At 67.5% G+C, this 15,388-nt stretch carries 15 protein-coding genes and 1 tRNA gene; 6 read left to right on the forward strand and 10 right to left on the reverse strand.

All coding sequences use genetic code 11. The annotated features are described in order from the left end of the window. The 3 genes from ACHAA4_RS14620 to ACHAA4_RS14630 all read right to left on the reverse strand — a co-directional run. The coding region (locus ACHAA4_RS14620) for a diaminopimelate decarboxylase family protein (RefSeq protein ID WP_435774913.1) at window positions 1–453 on the reverse strand (453 nt) is incomplete at its 3' end. A 273-nt stretch (window positions 454–726) separates the two neighbouring features. Then, window positions 727–2,382: an arginine--tRNA ligase gene (gene argS / locus ACHAA4_RS14625; RefSeq protein ID WP_435774914.1), complete on the reverse strand. Its 1,656-nt coding sequence runs from the start codon at window positions 2,380–2,382 to the stop codon at window positions 727–729. A 241-nt stretch (window positions 2,383–2,623) separates the two neighbouring features. Then, window positions 2,624–3,490: a LysE family translocator gene (locus ACHAA4_RS14630; protein WP_435774915.1), complete on the reverse strand. Its 867-nt coding sequence runs from the start codon at window positions 3,488–3,490 to the stop codon at window positions 2,624–2,626. A gap of 89 nt (window positions 3,491–3,579) precedes the next feature. On the opposite strand from ACHAA4_RS14630, the gene ACHAA4_RS14635 reads away from it, so the two are divergent. The 4 genes from ACHAA4_RS14635 (at window position 3,580) to ACHAA4_RS14650 (ending at window position 6,362) form a co-directional block, all read left to right on the forward strand. Continuing rightward, on the forward strand, window positions 3,580–4,497 hold the full coding sequence (locus ACHAA4_RS14635; RefSeq protein WP_435774916.1) for a LysR family transcriptional regulator: 918 nt from the start codon (window positions 3,580–3,582) through the stop codon (window positions 4,495–4,497). 28 nt (window positions 4,498–4,525) lie between these two features. Next, on the forward strand, window positions 4,526–4,900 hold the full coding sequence (locus ACHAA4_RS14640; protein ID WP_435774917.1) for an ArsR/SmtB family transcription factor: 375 nt from the start codon (window positions 4,526–4,528) through the stop codon (window positions 4,898–4,900). Between the two features lie 17 nt (window positions 4,901–4,917). Continuing rightward, on the forward strand, window positions 4,918–5,904 hold the full coding sequence (locus tag ACHAA4_RS14645; protein ID WP_435774918.1) for an SRPBCC family protein: 987 nt from the start codon (window positions 4,918–4,920) through the stop codon (window positions 5,902–5,904). A 62-nt stretch (window positions 5,905–5,966) separates the two neighbouring features. Beyond that, complete coding sequence (locus ACHAA4_RS14650) at window positions 5,967–6,362, forward strand: VOC family protein (RefSeq protein ID WP_435774919.1); 396 nt, start codon at window positions 5,967–5,969, stop codon at window positions 6,360–6,362. Window positions 6,363–6,464: 102 nt separating this feature from the next. Here ACHAA4_RS14650 and ACHAA4_RS14655 read toward each other — a convergent pair whose 3' ends face one another. The 7 genes from ACHAA4_RS14655 to ACHAA4_RS14685 all read right to left on the reverse strand — a co-directional run bounded on the left by ACHAA4_RS14655 (window position 6,465) and on the right by ACHAA4_RS14685 (window position 13,121). Next, a complete protein-coding gene (locus ACHAA4_RS14655; protein WP_435774920.1) occupies window positions 6,465–6,656 on the reverse strand; it encodes a glycine zipper domain-containing protein in 192 nt (63 codons plus the stop codon). A gap of 88 nt (window positions 6,657–6,744) precedes the next feature. After that, window positions 6,745–7,227, reverse strand: coding sequence for an HD domain-containing protein (locus ACHAA4_RS14660; protein ID WP_435774921.1), 483 nt, complete (start codon window positions 7,225–7,227; stop codon window positions 6,745–6,747). Window positions 7,228–7,446: 219 nt separating this feature from the next. Then, a tRNA-Arg gene (locus ACHAA4_RS14665) sits at window positions 7,447–7,519 on the reverse strand. A gap of 79 nt (window positions 7,520–7,598) precedes the next feature. After that, window positions 7,599–7,919 (reverse strand): antibiotic biosynthesis monooxygenase family protein, encoded by a 321-nt coding sequence (locus tag ACHAA4_RS14670; protein WP_435774922.1) that lies wholly within the window; start codon window positions 7,917–7,919, stop codon window positions 7,599–7,601. 81 nt (window positions 7,920–8,000) lie between these two features. Continuing rightward, complete coding sequence (locus tag ACHAA4_RS14675; RefSeq protein ID WP_435774923.1) at window positions 8,001–9,791, reverse strand: gamma-glutamyltransferase family protein; 1,791 nt, start codon at window positions 9,789–9,791, stop codon at window positions 8,001–8,003. A gap of 92 nt (window positions 9,792–9,883) precedes the next feature. Then, entirely contained in the window at window positions 9,884–12,001 is a 2,118-nt protein-coding gene (locus tag ACHAA4_RS14680; protein WP_435774924.1) for an intein-containing Rv2578c family radical SAM protein, read from the reverse strand. A gap of 37 nt (window positions 12,002–12,038) precedes the next feature. After that, window positions 12,039–13,121, reverse strand: coding sequence for a YeiH family protein (locus ACHAA4_RS14685; protein WP_435774925.1), 1,083 nt, complete (start codon window positions 13,119–13,121; stop codon window positions 12,039–12,041). A gap of 34 nt (window positions 13,122–13,155) precedes the next feature. Between ACHAA4_RS14685 and tgt the strand changes: the two genes are divergently transcribed. Both tgt and ACHAA4_RS14695 read left to right on the forward strand, forming a co-directional pair. Further along, window positions 13,156–14,529 carry a tRNA guanosine(34) transglycosylase Tgt gene (gene tgt / locus ACHAA4_RS14690; RefSeq protein ID WP_435774926.1) on the forward strand — a complete coding sequence of 458 codons (1,374 nt, stop codon included), beginning with the start codon at window positions 13,156–13,158 and terminating at the stop codon, window positions 14,527–14,529. A 228-nt stretch (window positions 14,530–14,757) separates the two neighbouring features. Beyond that, on the forward strand, window positions 14,758–15,381 hold the full coding sequence (locus ACHAA4_RS14695; protein WP_435774927.1) for an acyltransferase family protein: 624 nt from the start codon (window positions 14,758–14,760) through the stop codon (window positions 15,379–15,381). Window positions 15,382–15,388 lie beyond the last annotated feature (7 nt).

A 15,388-nucleotide genomic window follows, 5' to 3' on the forward strand; every position in this document is an offset into this window, starting at 1 on the left:
GGTCAGCGAGAGGCCGAACTTCTGGTCCTCATGCGCGGTGGCGATGTACTCGTGGGTGGAGGCGTGCACGCCCGGGGTCAGTCGCAGCATCACGGGGGCGCGGGTGCCGGCGGCGACCGCGAGGGTGGAGATCCGCTCCAGCTCATCGAGCGAGTCGGCGATGATGCGTCCGATTCCGGCGTCCAGTGCGCGCTGGATCTCGGCGTCGGACTTGTTGTTCCCGTGCAGACCGATCTGCTTCGGCGGGACCCCGCCGGCCAGGGCGAGGGACAGCTCGCCGCCGGAGGCGGTGTCCACGCAGAGCCCCTCCTCCACGGCCCAGCCCGCCACATGGGTGCTCAGGAAGGCCTTGCCGGCGTAGAAGACGTCGACCTCGGCCTCGGGGGCGAAGGCGGCGCTGAAGGCTTCACGGAAGCTTCGGGCCCGGGCCCGAAAATCGGTTTCGGAGAGCACATAGAGCGGGGTGCCGTGCTCGGCGGCGAGCGTCTCGACGTCGACGCCGCCGATGACCAGGCGGCCCTCGGCGTCGCGGTGCGCGTCGGCCGGGAGCAGCGCGGCTTCGAGGTCATCGGTGTCCCGGCGAGGGGTGAGCCAGGCTGGCGCCAGCGGGTGAGCGCTGGGCGCCGTCGAGTAGGGCGCGGCCGAGCTGCCTGCAGGGGTCGTCTCCGAAGTGGAGCTGGGCGTGGTGGAACTGTTCGTGGTGGAGCCGTGAGCAGTGATGGCGGTTCACATCCTTTCAGGGGCGGTGACGCCGAGCAGCGCCAGTCCGTTGCGCAGCACCTGGGCCGTGGCGTCGTTGAGCCAGAGCCGGGTGCGGTTGAGATCGGTGACCGGGTCCTGCACGCCGTCGGGGCTGACGCTGGGCGCGACTCGGCACACCGCGTACCAGCCGTGATAGGCGCTGGCCAGGGACTCGAGGTAGCGCGCTACCCGGTGGGGTTCGCGCAGCTCAGCGGCGGAGGCCACCACGGAGGTGAAGCGTCCCAGGTGGGAGAGCAGCTCCTCTTCGGTCTCGTGGGTCAGCAGCCCGGCGTCGAAGCTGTCGCGGTCGACGCCTGCGGCCTCCGCGTTGCGCGCGGCGTTGCGGGAGCGGGCGTGGGCGTACTGCACGTAGAAGACCGGGTTGTCGTTGGTCCGGGACTGCAGCAGCTCCGGGTCCACGTCGATCGGAGAGTTCGCGGGGAACCGGGCCAGCGTGTAGCGCAGCGCGTCGGCGCCGAGCCATTCGATCAGGTCGGTGAGCTCGATGATGTTTCCGGCCCGCTTGGAGAGCTTCGCACCGCGGATCGACATCAGCTGGCCGATGAGCACCTCGATGTTGCGCTGCGGATCATCCCCGGCGCAGGCGGCGATGGCCTCGAGCCGGGACACGTAGCCGTGGTGGTCCGCGCCGAGCAGGTAGATCTTCTCGGTGAAGCCCCGCTCGCGCTTGGAGAGGTAGTAGGCGGCGTCGGCGGCGAAGTAGGTGGGCTCGCCGTCGGCCTTGAAGAGCACTCGATCCTTGTCATCACCGAAGTCGGTGGTGCGCAGCCAGACCGCGCCGTCGCGGTCCTCGATGTGGCCCTGCGCGCGCAGGGTCTCCACGGCCGCGGTGACCTTGCCCTCGGCGTGGAGGGACTGCTCGGAGTAGAAGACGTCGAAGTGCACGCCGAACGCGGTCAGGGTGTCCTTGATCTGGCCCAGCTGCGCCTGGTAGCCCAGTTCGCGCACGATCGGCAGCGCCTCGTCGCGGGGCATGTCCTTGACGTCGGGGCGGGCAGCGAGGATCTCGTCGGCAAGCTCGATGACGTAGTCGCCGGGATAGCCGCCCTGCGGGACGTCCTCACCGTGGATGCGGGAGAGCACGGAGTGGCCGAAGACGTTCATCTGGTTGCCGGCGTCGTTCACGTAGTACTCATTGGCGACGGTGGCACCGGAGGCGCGCAGCAGCCGGCCGATCGCGTCGCCGAGCGCGGCCCAGCGGGTGTGGCCGATGTGCAGCGGTCCGGTGGGGTTCGCGGAGACGAATTCGACGTTGACCGTGCGCCCGGCGAGTGCGTCGTTGTGGCCGAAGGTGTCACCGGCTTCGACGATGGTGCGCGCGAGCTCGCCGGCGGCGGCGGAGTCCACGGTGATGTTGATGAATCCGGGGCCGGCGATCTCGATCCGCTCGACGCCGCGGACCTGCTCAAGCCGAGCGCCGAGGATCTCGGCGAACGCACGCGGGGGCATTCCGGCCTTCTTGGCCAGCTGCAGGGCGACGGTGGTGGCCCAGTCGCCGTGCTCGCGATTCTTGGGGCGCTCGATGACGACGTTCTTGGGGAGATCGACGCTCAGCTCACCGGCTTCGACAGCCTCGGCGAGCACGCTCTTGACAACGGTGGAGAGTTCTTCGGGAGTCACCGGGACAGTCTACGGGGTCCGCCTGCTGAGCCCGGATTCAGAGGCGGGTGACCCCCGCGCGGGGATGCTCTCCCCCGCGCTCGCCCCTCCGCCCGTCGATTGGGCAGTTTGCGGTGGAATGGCCCCGTGCGCGAGGGCGTATAGCGACGCAAAGTGCCCACTGGATGCGAGTGGCTCGGTGACCGAGGCCGCATAGCGACGCAAAGCGCCCAATGGACGCGGGTGACGCGGGTGAGTCGGGTCAGCCGAGCAGTCCGAGCACACCGGTGGCGCTCAGGTAGACGCCGAGTCCGGCAAGGGTCAGCCCGCTGCCCATCTCGATGCGACCGGTGACCACTGGGTTGGAGAGCCAGGTGTTCGCGGCGTCGACGAGCAGGACGACGCCGAGCAGGTAGAGCCACATGCTGGCGGCCACGGTGCCGCCGAGCACCCCGATCGCGAAGGCCGGAGACGCGCCGACGGGGGTGAACTGCGGGAAGAGCGCCAGGAAGAACAGGCCGACCTTCGGGTTGGTCATGCAGCTGCCCAGTCCGATCAGGAAGGTTCCGCGAAAGCTGGTGATGTCGCGACGGGTCCGCCGGCCCGAGGAACCCCGGGGGTCACGACCTGATCCGCGAGCGCCCCCACCGGTGCCGGTGCCGGTGCCGGTGCCGGTGCCGGTGCCGGTGCCGGTGCCGGTGCCTGAAGATTGATCCGGGGCCGCACCGGTTGTCGACCCCGTTCCCGGACCGGACTCGACCGCGGCGGGCTGCGGATCGTAGGAGCCCCCGACCAACGCGGGGACCCCGACGTCGGCGCGAGCCAGTCGGTGGGACTTCAGCGTGATCCAGGCGCTGCGCATCGCGCGGACACCGAGGAAGATCACGTAGAGGCCGCCGATCAGGCTCAGCAGCTCATATGCCACCGGGGAGGCTTGGAACAGCGCCGCCAGGCCGGTGGCGGCCAGTGCCGCCCAGATCAGGGCGGCCACCGAGGAGCCTGTCGCCGCTCCGAGGCCGGCCCGGCGGGAGATCAGCGCATTGCGCAGGGACAGCATCGTGTCCTGTCCCGGGGTGATGGCCAGGACGGCGGAGACGGCGAGCAGGCCGAGGTAGCTGGAAAGTGTCACAGCCCCATCCTGGGACACCGCATCAGTCAGCACAAGCAGATAAAAACAGACAACTGTTCGTCATCGACGAATCGGGTGATACTGGTGCCATGTTGAATCCGCACAGACTGCGCGTGCTGCAATCGGTGATCGCCACCGGATCGATCCAGGGGGCCGCGCGCAGCCTGCACTACTCCCCCGCCACGGTGAGCCAGCATATGAGCATCCTGGCGCAAGAGACCGGGTTGAAGCTCTTCGAGCGCAGCGGTCGAGGGCTGACCCCGACGACGGCGGCGCTGTCCCTGGCGCAGGGAAGCACCCCCGTGCTGCAGAGCCTCGATGAGCTTGACCGTCTGGTGGAGGGTCTTCGCCGCGGCCGGTCCAGTCACCTGGTGCTGGCCAGCTTCACCTCCGCCGCAAAGGAGTGGCTGCCTCAGGTGGTAGCCACCCTGCGCGCCAGGGATCCCGAGCTGACCGTGCAGATCAGCCTCAACGAGCCCTACGCGGAGAAGACCGGACGCCCGGTGGACATCGACATCCGCAATGAATCACCGCTGGAGCCCGAGGAGCACTTCTCGGGCTACCAGCGTCACCTGCTTCGGCACGAGGACTTCGCCGTCGTCCTGCCGACGGATCACCCGCTCGCCCACTCGGAGACCGTGGAGGTCCACGAGCTCAGTGACCAGATGTGGGTGGACCATGACATCAAGGACAGCCCCAATGGGCGGATGATCCGCACCGCATGTCAGGCCGCCGGGTTCGTGCCGCAGTTCGCCGCCCGGCTCGATGATCACAATGCGGCGCTCTCCCTGGTGGCGGCCGGGCTGGGGATCACCGTCCTTCCCCACCTCGCGCTGCGCGATCTGCCGCGCGGCACAGTGGTCCGCGCGCTCCGCAACCCAACGGTGCAGCGCCGGATCGTGGCACATGTGAGGCAGGACCGCGCAGGTGAGGATCTGGTCTCGGCGGCATTGAAGGTGCTGCACGAGGAATCGGAGAAATCACTCGGCGCAGAACCCTTGACCTGACCGCGGCGCAGTCCTAACGTACAACCAAATGGTTATACGTAATGAGACTTCACCGCCCCCTAGTGACGACCAGGTGGACCGGATCTTCCGGGCTCTGGCAGACGCCACTCGCAGGGACATCGTCCGGCGCACCCTTGTCGAGGAGGCAACCGTCTCCGCCCTGGCCGCACTCTATGAGATGTCCTTCGCTGCCGTGCAGAAGCACGTCGGCGTCCTGGAAAGCGCAGACCTGGTGACCAAGCGCCGACAAGGGCGCGAACGCCTGGTCCGCGGCAACCCCGACACCATCCGCGAGGCCCAGGCGCTGCTCGATGGATACGAGCTCATCTGGCAGGGCCGCATCTCCCGCCTCGACACGCTCCTGGCGGACACCACCACACCAGACACCAGTGGGCAGCACTGACAGCAGAAAGGCTCACCATGCCCATCACCTCAGTCACCAAGGACACCGATGCATTGACCATGACCGTGGTCGCCGAGTTCTCCGTGCCGGTTCAGCGACTCTGGGACGCTCACGCCGATCCCCGTCAGCTTGAGAAGTTCTGGGGCCCCGCGGACTGGCCCGCCACCTTCACCCGCCACGACTTCTACCCCGGGGGACGTTCGGACTATTGGATGACCGGCCCAGACGGCACCCGGTCCGCGGGCTACTGGGAGTACCTGTCGATGGAGCCGGGACGCTCCTTCGAGATCACCGACGGCTTCGCCGATGACGACGGGAACCCCAACCCCGAGATGCCCGCGCTGCGCCTGAGCCTGGTCTTCGACGAGACCCCGCAGGGATCCAGACTGACCTCGACGTCGTGGTTCAACTCCGCCGAGGACTATCAGCAGCTGCTCGAGATGGGCATGGAAGAGGGCATGACCTCGGCCATGGGCCAGATGGACGGGGTGCTGGAGGACCTCTCATCCTTCGCCGCCGGCACGGGCGTGCAGACGCAGGTGCTCACCGACACCAAGGTGCGGATCAGTCGGATCATCCGCGGCACCCCTGAACAGGTTCGCCAGGCGCATCGGGACCCCGACCTGCTGCGCCGCTGGCTGCTCGGACCCGATGGCTGGAGGATGTCGGACTGCCAGGTCGCAATGAAGGTGGGAGACAGCTACCGCTTCGCGTGGGAGAAGGAGGAGGACGGCTCCGAGGGGTTCGCGCTCTACGGTGAGCTCATCGAGCTGGACGAGCCCTACCGTGAGGTCACCACGGAGTCCATGGAGGGCATCCCCGGCGAGCCCAACATCAACGAACAGACGCTGACCCCCATCGACGGCGGCACGCTGCTCACCCTGATCATCACCTATCCCAGCGCAGAGGTCCGGGACATGGTGCTGGAGACCGGGATGACCGACGGGATGGAGACCAGCTATGCGCGTCTGGAGGAGGTGCTGACGGCGTCGTCCCGGACCTGAACCAACAGGTCCCGCTGACTCAGGCCATGTCGGCCCAACCCCAGAGGAAGGGATCCCGATCCATGTCACTGGCGTTCACCATCACCCTGCCGATCGCCGATCGGCACCGTTCCCACCGCTTCTACCGGGACGGCCTGGGTCTCGAGCCGGTGGGTGAGGTGGCGCAGGACGGCCTGCCCGAACCGCTGCAGTTTCGGCTGTTCGGGGAGGCCTACCTCTGCCTGATCCCCGAGGAGGGCTTCGGCTGGGTGCTGGGCGACCGTGCGCTCTCCCCCGCGGGGCACAGCGAGTGTCTGCTGGGGAGGGCGGTCGCTGATGCCGACGAGCTCGCTGCTGTGACCGAGGCGATGCGCGAGGCCGGGGGCACGGTGCTCACCCCGCCCACCCATCAGCCCTGGGGATTCGAGTCCATCGTGGCGGACCCGGACGGTCACGTCTGGCAGCTCTACTTAGGCTGAGCCGTGGTGGGTGGACTGCACTGTGGAAGTCTTTGCGGGTTGAGATACGCCGAGGCCGGGTCAGTCTCTTCAGGGAAACGCGCCCCACACCAGACTTCGGGATCAGGCCGTGCTCTCGGGGTTCTCGTCTTCATCCCTCTTCTTGCGGTCCTGGCTGAAGCCGGCCGCGATGGCCAGACCCATCGCGAGGCCGAGGCCCGCACCGAGGGCGACGCTGTCGAGGAAGATCATGCCGGCGATCGCGCCGAAGGCGATGCCGTAGGCGATGTGATTCGAACTCGGGTCCTGGGCCATGGACCTAGCCTAGACGTCTCGTGTTGGGGTCCTTGGGGCGCCTGCCCCGGGCTGATCGGCAGTCATGTCTGGCCGGGCCAGCTGGGTGTCAGCCCTGCACTTGAAGGCGAGGGCCGCCGAGCTGCGCGATCGCGTTGCTGTACTTGACACTCAGCCGCTCCTGAGTGGCCGGGTTCAGCGCTGCGAGACGCTCAGGAGAGGTGTTGTCCTGGATGTCGGCATGCTTGACCACTAGGGACAGATCACTCAGAAGAAGCCGCGCGTAGTAGTCCTCGGAAGGCTCCGCCTCGCGGCGGGTCAGATTGTCGACGGCCTCACTGATGGCGGCACCGAACACGGCGCGCAGGTCATCCTGGGTGACCTCGGTGTCTTCGACGACGTCATGGAGCAGCGCCACGGTGCAATAGCTGCGGTCGTAACCGTTGGCCCGCACGATCGCCGCCACGCGGCGCGGATGGTCGATGTATGACTTTCCGGCCTTGTCCACCTGATCCCGGTGGGCAAGCTGGGCGATGAGGTCTGCCGCAGCTTCTTTTTCGGGAGAAATCTCGGGATGGTTGGTGCTGCTCATGAGGATCAGTGTCCGATCTGGTGGGCGGCTGTGGTCGAGGACGGAGCAGGATCCGCGGTGTCTGCGGCAGGTCCGCGCGTGCCTCTTCCCTGACGACATTTAGATTCTCGTGGGCCTCTGACATGCCACCCGGCAGGCCTGATGAGCGCGGACATCGGGGACACACGAAAAAGGTCCGCATCCTTGTCGAGACAAGAATGCGGACCTGATGTCTTTCTGTGCCCCCGGCGGGAATCGAACCCACGACTTTTGGTACCGGAAACCAACGCTCTATCCCCTGAGCTACGGAGGCCCGCCAGCTGTGCAATTCGAGGAAACGAGTTCCTCGAGCAACTGACCGATTTAGATTACCAGCACCGCCCCGGTTCCACCTAGCCGGTCACCGAGGTGGTGTAGCTCCACAGCTCCGCAGACATGCCCACAGGCTTCTTCGGTGCCTCCTCAGCACCGGCCTCGCCGCCGGAGTGGGACTTCTGGAAGTCCTGCGAGGTGCGCCAGTTCTCGAACGCCTCCTCGCTGGCCCAGCGGGTGATGACCAGCCAGGTGGTGCGTTCGTCGGTGGGCTGCAGCAGCTCGAACCCTTCGAATCCCGCGGTGCCCTCCATGGAGTCGCGGCGCGCGGCGAACCGCTTCCCAAGTTCATCTCCAGAGTCGGCAGGAACAGTGATGGCGTTGATCTTGATGATGCTCATGACGTCATCATCCCAAAGTCAGCGGCGTCTGCACCAGGACCCGGCCTGCCGTCGTCACAGCCGTCGTCACACACTTCGCTGTCATCGTCCCGCCGCATAGCCCTGAGCGCCGCGAGCGTTGGCGGCCGCGCTGAGCCGTCCGGTCTCCGGGTCTCGCATCACGCAGGAGAGCCGCCCCAGCGCCCAGTCCCCCGCCGTCGTCACCTGGTGGCCGCGGCGGCGCAGACCCTCGATGAGCTCGGCGCCGAGCCGATCCTCCACGACGGCGCCGCCGGGCTCCCAGGCGCGCGGCCAGAAGGAGCCGGGCATCGACGTCGTATGCAGGGTGGGGGCGTCGATGGCCTGCTGGGCGGTGTGTCCGCCGATGAGCATCCGCAGCAGCATAGGCAGCTGCCACTGGTCCTGCTGGTCTCCGCCCGGGGTGCCCAGCGCGATCAGCGGGGCTCCGTCCTTGAGCACCAGGGTCGGGGTCAGCGTGGTGCGCGGGCGCCTGCCCGGTTCGAGCCGTGAGTGTGAGCGCTCATCGAGCCAGGTCATCTGAAGCCGGGTCCCCAGGCAGAAGCCGAGCCCCTCGACCACCGGTGAGGACTGCAGCCAGCCGCCCGAGGGCGTCGCGGAGACGATGTTGCCCCAGCGGTCCACCACGTCGAGGTGGCAGGTGTCCCCTTTGGTCTCTCCGGCCTTGGAGACCGTCGGCTCTCCGGCGCCGGCGCCGCTGACGGTCTCGGACACCTCGACCAGGGCGGGCAGCACCTGCTCCATCCCCGGGACCTGGCCCGGTCGGAACTCGGCGGAGGCGTGCTCGCTGATCTCACCGCGGCGCTGCGCGGCGTAGTCCGCGGAGAGCAGGTGCTCGAGGTTCACGGGCACGTCGCCGTAGTAGGTGTCGCGGTCCGCCAGAGCCAGCTTCTGCGCCTCCAGGATCAGGTGTGCGCCGATCTCGGTGCCCGGATCCAGCTGCTCATCCGGGTATCCCTCAAGGATCTTCAGCGCCTGCAGCAGCGCAGGCCCCTGGCCCCACGGGCCGGACTTCGCGATGGTGTGTCCGCGGAACTCGATCGAGATCGGATCTTCGTATCCGGCGCTGTGGGAGGCGAAGTCCTCCGCGGTGATCACTCCGGCGTAGTCACCGCCGTCGGAGTGGCGGTGCGGGGTCTGCACGAACTCCGCCGCCGACTGCGCGACGCGTCCGGTCTTCCATTCGGTGCGCGCCGCTTCGATCTGCGCGACCCGGCCCGTCTTGTCCGCCCCGGCGGCGATGAGTTCGCGCAAGACCTGCGCGTACTCGGGGTTGCGCACGATCTGCCCCGGCTCGGGGACCTTGCCCTCGGGCATCCAGAGAGCGGCCGACGTCGGCCAGTGCTCCTGGAACAGCCCGGCGACGGCGCAGATCGCCCGCACGGCGCCGGGCAGGATCGGGTGGCCGTCCTCCGCGTAGCCGATGGCGAACTCGAGCACCTCCGCCAGATCCCAGGTCCCGTGGTCGCGCAGCAGCACCAGCCAGGCGTCGACGGCGGCCGGGATGGCCGCGGCGAGGGCCCCGGCACCCGGGACGCTCTCGAGCCCGAGTGCCCGGTAGTGCTGGATCAGCGCCCCGGCGGGCGCGGGCCCCTGACCCATGAGCACCTGCGGCTTCTCGGGGGCGCCGGCCGTGGCGAAGATCCCGACCATGTCGCCGCCGGGACCGTTGAGGTGCGGCTCCACCACATGCAGCACGAAGGCCCCGGCCACCGCCGCGTCGAAGGCGTTGCCTCCACGTTCGAGCACAGCCTGCGAGGAGGCCGTGGCGAGCCAATGTGTGGAGGCGGTCATTCCGAAGCTGCCCTCGAGCGTGGGCCTGGTGGTGAAGGTCTCTGCGTGGGTGAACGTCATGGGCACTCCTGAGGCGTCGGCGCGACGATCGAGCAGGACACCCATCCGTCGCGTTAGTTGCTTATGCAAACCAGACTACGGGATGGAGGGGGTCAGAAGAGCGCGGGTTGAACCGGCGCCGCGGCCGCGGTGGTCAGCGCCGCTTGGTTCCCCGCCGAACCAGACGCCGCCTGACCCGTCACCGGCGAGTCCGGGTCGTTGCGCTCACGCCACATCAGGTCTGCAGGCTTGTCGAAGCCATGGCGACGCCGAGCCGCGCGTGCCGAGTCTGCGAGCCAGTGCCGATATTCCTTCGACGCATAGGAGCCGCCGCCGTAGATCCGGCGGTACTTGGCCACCAGTGCGGGATACTCACGGGCGAGCCACGCCATGAACCACTCCCGGGCTCCTGGGCGCAGGTGCAGCGCGCCGGTGGTGACGTAGCTGGCCCCGGCCTCGGCCAGCGCGGCGTGGAGGGTGTCGATGCGCTCGTCGCCGTCGGTGAGCCACGGCAGGATCGGCATGGCCAGCACGGAGCAGTCCAGCCCGGCATCGGTGATGGAGCGGATCAGGTTCAGGCGCGCCCGCGGGTCCGGCGTTCCCGGCTCCACCTTCTGCTGGAGCTCCGGATCCATGACCGCAAGGGAGACTGCCACCGAGACCGACACCTGCCGGGCCGCCTCCTGGAGCAGCGGGAGGTCGCGCTTGAGCAGCGGCCCCTTGGTCAGGATGGAGAACGGGGTCCCAGAATCTGCGAGCGCCCGGATGATTCCGGGCATCAGCTGATACCGGCCCTCGGCGCGCTGATAGGGATCGGTGTTGGTTCCCAGCGCCACGTGCTCGCGCTTCCACGAGGGTCGGTTCAGCTCGGCGCGGAGCACCTCGGCGACGTTGGTCTTCACGATGATCTGCGTGTCGAAGTCCCGGCCCGCGTCGAGGTCCAGGTACTCGTGGGTCTTCCGCGCGAAGCAGTTGTGGCTCACCACGCCGTTGGCGATGAAGTCACCGGTGCTGGTGGTGATGTCGATCAGAGACTCCGTGCGCCCCAGCGCCTCGACGCTCGCAACCCGCAAGTCGCTCGAAGTCTTCACCGCGCTCCCTAGAATTGCGAGTTTTCGGCCGATACTAGGACCGACCGTGTGGAAGAAACGTCTGTGAGCTGTTCTTCCACCGCGCACACGAAGCGCAGCGATACCGCGAGCGTTGGCAGGTTCGATGACTCCATCGAACCCCAAGGAGTGCAGGGCGGAAAGGCCGCGCGAAAGCATCTCTTGGTTTGAATTCGAGAAGCGCAGCGCACCCTGAGAGTAGGAACCTTCTGCATCGAAGAAGCCCGCAAGGTAGCCCCGTCGCCAGTCTGAGCAAGGATCCTCGGGCCAATCGATGATCTGCTTGATACCGCGGTAGTTCGTCCGCGTGGATGTGTAGATCGCCTGCATCGGTCGTTGCTGTCCCGCAGTAATGAAGGGTTTGAGGGCCGTCTTGATCCCTACTCGCGCGAGGAAGTCTCTGCTGCGAATCAGGGCGGGAGCATCAGTAAGCGCTAGACGAAATATCGTCACACGGTACGGCTTCCCATTGGATGCCCGCACGTATGTTTTATCGATCAGCATGCCGTCGCCACGAATCATCCCCGTGAGGTACCCACGTCGATACTCCGCCGAGTCCTCCGGTTCTGCATACTGCTCGGGAGGCATCCCCAGCCCGAATCCCATGAGCCTGTTGTTCTGCGTCAGACTCGGGCGCTGGGACCCGTCCTCTGGACGGGCCACGTATTTCCAACCGCGCTCGGTCAGGAACCGATGGTCTCCGCTGGCCACGATCTCGGTGCCGTCGCGGAGGGTGACGCGAAAAGCGGGCTTCTCTGTTCCCCATTTCGCCAACACCTCTGCCCGGACGAAACGGCGATACCTGCCGTTGAGCTCGGTGCCGACGACGGCGTCACCTACGTGGACGTCACGAAGCAGCTTCTGCCGACCGTCGGCCATCAGGATCAGCGTTTCCGGACTCAGGCAGTAAACGCACTGGTGAAGGCATCCGCGGGTCGGGTTCACGGTCCAGGAGAACGGCATATTGGACTGACCCGGCACCTTGTTCAGTGCGGTCTTCGCCGCCACCTCGTGGAAGGTCACGCCTTCGAACTCCGGGGTGCGCACCGAGCGCATGAGTCCCTTGAGCGGGATGAGAGCCGCGCCCTCACCCCCTTGCACTGCCTGTCCCTGCCACCTCATGGAGCCATTCGAACATACTTTCGAATGGGTGTCGAGGTCAGGCCACCAGCAGCAGCACCGACCCCAGTCCGGTCCCCACCGCCAGCACCGTGCCGCCGGCGCCGAGCAGCAGCGCCGGGCCGCCCTCACGCAGCAGCCGCCGCAGGTCCACCGACGCCCCGACTCCGACCATCGCGGTCGTCAGCAGCATGGTGGTCACGTCCGCTGAGAAGTCGAGCGTCGACGCCGGCAGATCGGTCACCGAGCGCAGGGTCATCATCGCCAGGAAGCCGAGCACGAAGAGCGGGATCAGCGGCGGCCTGGAACCTCCCGGCTGCCCAACGGCGACTGTCCGTCGTCGTCGTCGGCTCAGGCTGACCCCGGCGACCATCGGCGCGAGCAGCACCACCCGGGCGAGCTTCACCAGCGTCGCGGTGGCCAGTGCCACCGCGCCCACCACTCCTCCGGCGGCGACCACTTGACCTACCTCATGGACGCTGGCGCCGATCCAGACGCCCATCTGTTCCTCCCCGAGGCCCAGCAGCGCCCCCAGGGGCGGCAGCGCGAGCAGTGCGAGGGTGCCGTAGAGGGTGACCACGGACACTGCGGTCGCCGCCGAGGACTGTACCGGAGCGCCGTCGTCGTCCCGGCCGTCGCCTCGGTCGATCGCCGCCGCGGCTGCGGCGACTGCGGAGGCCCCGCAGATGGCGGTGCCGGTGGCGAGCAGCGTGGTCATCCCTTGCGGGGCGCCCAGCATCCGCCCCAGGGCGAGCATGCCGAAGAAGGTCACCCCCACCGTGAGCACGACGACGACGAGGATCTCCCAGCCCAGGCTCAGCAGGTCTCCCAGGGCCAGCTGGAGTCCGAGCAGCACGATGCCCGCTCGAAGCAGCGTCTTGGCGGACCATTCGAGCCCTCGTTCACCCCAGGACGGCACCCAGCCGAAGCTGCGCAGCGCGATGCCGGCCAGGACCCCGATCAGCAGTCCGGAGACCACTGGGATCAGCTCGGCGATGAGCCGGTGTGCGGCGATCGCGAGGATCAGTGCCAGCGCCGCACCGGGCAGGATCTCCGCGGTCAGGCGCCAGAGTCGGGCCAGCCTCGCGGTCACGGTCGCGGTCAGAGCGGAGACGGAAGGCACCGGATAAGCATAGGACCCTGACTAGACTGAGCGGGTGCCGAATCAGCTGAACACCGAGCCCCCGTCCTCCGCTCTTCCCGACGCCGCGGCGCAGGGGTCGACGCAGAACCCCGCGCCCCAGAACCCCGCGGCCCAGAATCCCGCGCCGCAGGAGGCCCGGCGGCATCCGCAGGCGGAACGGGCGTCCTTCAGCTTCGAGGTCGAAGCTCGGATCGACGGCGCGCTGGGTCGCACGGGCACGATCCGCACTCCCCATGGCGACATCAAGACACCGGCCTTCATCCCGGTCGCCACCAAGGCCACGATCAAGACCGTCCGCCCGGAGGAGATGCTCGAGGTCGGCGCTCAGGCGGCTCTGGCCAACGCCTATCACCTGAACCTGCAGCCCGGCACCGACGTCATCGACGCCGCCGGCGGGTTGGGCAGATTCATGAACTGGCCGCTGCCGACCTTCACCGACTCCGGCGGGTTCCAGGTGATGAGCCTGGGCGCGGGGTTCAAGAAGGTCATCACCATGGATGCCTCGGTGGTCCCCGACGACGCGGCCGTCGCCCCGAAGAAGGTGCGTCTGGCACTGGTGGACGATGACGGCGTGACCTTCAAGTCCCATATCGACGGCACCACCCACCGGTTCACCCCAGAGATCTCGATGCGGCTCCAGCACGAGATCGGCGCGGACATCATCTTCGCCTTCGACGAACTCACCACGCTGTTCAACACTCGGGACTACCAGGAGACCTCGCTGGAGCGCACCCGGCTCTGGGCCGAGCGCTGCCTCTCCGCGCACCGCAGCCTCACCGCCGAACGCAGCCACCGGCCCTATCAGGCGCTCTTCGGGGTGCTGCAGGGAGCCCAGTACGGGGACCTGCGTCGCAAGGCCGCGAAGGATCTGGGCTCCATGGAGATCGAGGGCCAGAGCTTCGACGGCTTCGGCATCGGCGGCGCGCTGGACAAGGAGAACCTCGGGACCATCGTGGGCTGGATGGCCGAGGAGCTCCCGGACGACAAGCCCCGACACCTCCTGGGCATCTCCGAGCCCGAGGACTTCTTCACCGCCATCGAGAACGGGGCCGACACCTTTGACTGCGTCTCCCCGTCGCGGGTCGCGCGCACCGGGCGGGTCTATCACCCCGACGGGCGGTACAACATTCCGCAGGCCCGCTTCAAGCGAGACTTCTCCCCCATCGATGAGGAGTGCACCTGCTACACCTGCCAGAACTACACGCGGGCCTACCTGCATCACCTCTTCAAGGCCAAGGAGATGCTCTACAACACGCTGTGCACGATCCACAACGAGCACTACACGATCAAGATGGTCGATGACATCCGGGCCAGCATCGAACAGGGACGCTTCTACGAGTTCCGCGATGCGACGCTGAGCCGATACCAGGCGGGGGCCACCCCGTAGTCCGGCAGAACCCGAGCGACGGGTCCGCGGGTCTCATCCCTTGAGATAGTCGTCTGAGGCCATTGAAGGCTCTGTATAAACCCTTTGTGTCTGATCAATGCGCCATTGACCTCGGGATGAAGTTGCAAATTAAAACTACTTAGGGTGCACTAGGTCACGACTCATTGCTCTGCAGACACTTGCAGCCGACGCCGCAGCATTGTCGGGACCGATCCAGGCAGGACCGTTGTGCGCCCACTCCCCCCAGCGATCGATCCGGCTCCGGCCCCGCACCCTGACGCCTCCCAGGTGACTCCCGAGCGGAGATATCGACCCGAGATCCACGGCCTGCGCGGCCTCGCGATCCTTGGAGTGGTGCTCTTCCATCTCTTCGGCGCGGGCCGAGTCTCCGGTGGTATCGACATCTTCCTGGCGATCTCCGGGTTCCTGTTCACGTCAATGCTGCTGCGCGAGGCGGTGGAGAGCGGCGGCAGGATCCGCGTCGGCAGATATCTGGCGCGGCTCGCCAGAAGGCTGCTTCCGCCCGCGGCGCTGGTCATCTCGGTCACCACCCTGGCCGGGCTGCTCGTCTTCCCGGAGACCCGCCATGCTCAGCTCCTCGCCGAGGCGCGCGCCTCCCTGCTCTACTTCGAGAACCTCGAGCTGATCAGCTCGCAGCTCGCCTACGGGGCGGCCGGTCCGCAGACGAGTCCCTTCCAGCACTTCTGGTCCCTCTCCGTGCAGGGCCAGTTCTACCTCCTCTGGCCCCTGGTGGCGCTGGCCGCGTTCTTCCTCGCGAGGCGGGTGCGTCGCAGTCCGATCCTGGTGATGGGCCTGATGACAGGCATCATCGTCGTGGCCTCGTTCGGCTAGGCCGTCT

This window comes from Nesterenkonia maliinae, assembly GCF_051262655.1.
Lineage (GTDB): Bacteria > Actinomycetota > Actinomycetes > Actinomycetales > Micrococcaceae > Nesterenkonia.

Excerpts from the sequence above, each read along its gene's own strand:
- ACHAA4_RS14635 (WP_435774916.1), top strand. The coding sequence starts at position 3,580 with ATGTTGAATCCGCACAGACTGCGCGTGCTGCAATCGGTGATCGCCACC.
- ACHAA4_RS14640 (WP_435774917.1), top strand. The coding sequence starts at position 4,526 with ATGGTTATACGTAATGAGACTTCACCGCCCCCTAGTGACGACCAGGTG.
- ACHAA4_RS14645 (WP_435774918.1), top strand. The coding sequence starts at position 4,918 with ATGCCCATCACCTCAGTCACCAAGGACACCGATGCATTGACCATGACC.
- ACHAA4_RS14650 (WP_435774919.1), top strand. The coding sequence starts at position 5,967 with ATGTCACTGGCGTTCACCATCACCCTGCCGATCGCCGATCGGCACCGT.
- ACHAA4_RS14655 (WP_435774920.1), bottom strand. The coding sequence starts at position 6,656 with ATGGCCCAGGACCCGAGTTCGAATCACATCGCCTACGGCATCGCCTTC.
- ACHAA4_RS14660 (WP_435774921.1), bottom strand. The coding sequence starts at position 7,227 with ATGAGCAGCACCAACCATCCCGAGATTTCTCCCGAAAAAGAAGCTGCG.
- ACHAA4_RS14670 (WP_435774922.1), bottom strand. The coding sequence starts at position 7,919 with ATGAGCATCATCAAGATCAACGCCATCACTGTTCCTGCCGACTCTGGA.
- ACHAA4_RS14675 (WP_435774923.1), bottom strand. The coding sequence starts at position 9,791 with ATGACGTTCACCCACGCAGAGACCTTCACCACCAGGCCCACGCTCGAG.
- ACHAA4_RS14680 (WP_435774924.1), bottom strand. The coding sequence starts at position 12,001 with ATGAGGTGGCAGGGACAGGCAGTGCAAGGGGGTGAGGGCGCGGCTCTC.